The sequence below is a fragment of the Pseudomonas sp. KCJK9058 genome (genome assembly GCF_046230975.1).
Taxonomy (GTDB): domain Bacteria; phylum Pseudomonadota; class Gammaproteobacteria; order Pseudomonadales; family Pseudomonadaceae; genus Aquipseudomonas; species Aquipseudomonas alloputida.
The window spans coordinates 1-530 of sequence record NZ_JBJJLR010000124.1; the positions used below are offsets into that span (position 1 = coordinate 1).

The 530-nt window shown below is 60.6% G+C and carries 1 protein-coding gene; it reads right to left on the reverse strand.

The annotated features are described in order from the left end of the window. Window positions 1–530, reverse strand: a 530-nt coding sequence (locus ACK59Z_RS25875; protein ID WP_409293997.1) for an RHS repeat domain-containing protein, incomplete at both ends; no start/stop codon positions are given.

Genomic DNA, 530 nt, shown 5'->3' on the forward strand with positions numbered 1-530 from the left:
GAGCTTGTCGGCCGGCAAGGTCGAGGCAAACTGCCAGGCCTTGCGCCCCATGGCGTCATAACCGAAGCAACTGGTGAGCTTGCCCTGGGTCCGGTACACCTCGCGGTGCAGGTCATCGCGCTCCATGTCGCTGATCACCTGACCATCCAGGTTCAGCTGGTGCAGGTGGCCACTGCCGTAATACAGGTGATTGACCTTGCGCCCATCCGGCAGGGTCAGCGTGGTCAGGTTGCTGAGCGGGTCGTACTCGTAGGCTAGCGTCCCATCGGGGGTGATTTCTTGGGTCAGCCGGCCGAGCAGATCGTAGGTGTATTCCAGCTTTTCTTCCGTGATCCCAAGCTGCTTGCCGATCCCGCTCGGTTGCCGCTCGATGCTCAGCAACCGGTCACCGTCGTCGTATGCGAATGTCTGGCTCGCATCACGGTTGATCTTGGCGACCAAACGGCCAATGGCATCACGCTCGAACAGCGTATGGCGCTCGGGCCGCTCGGCATTTTCGCCATAGCCAATCTCATCCAGTCGTGTGAGAT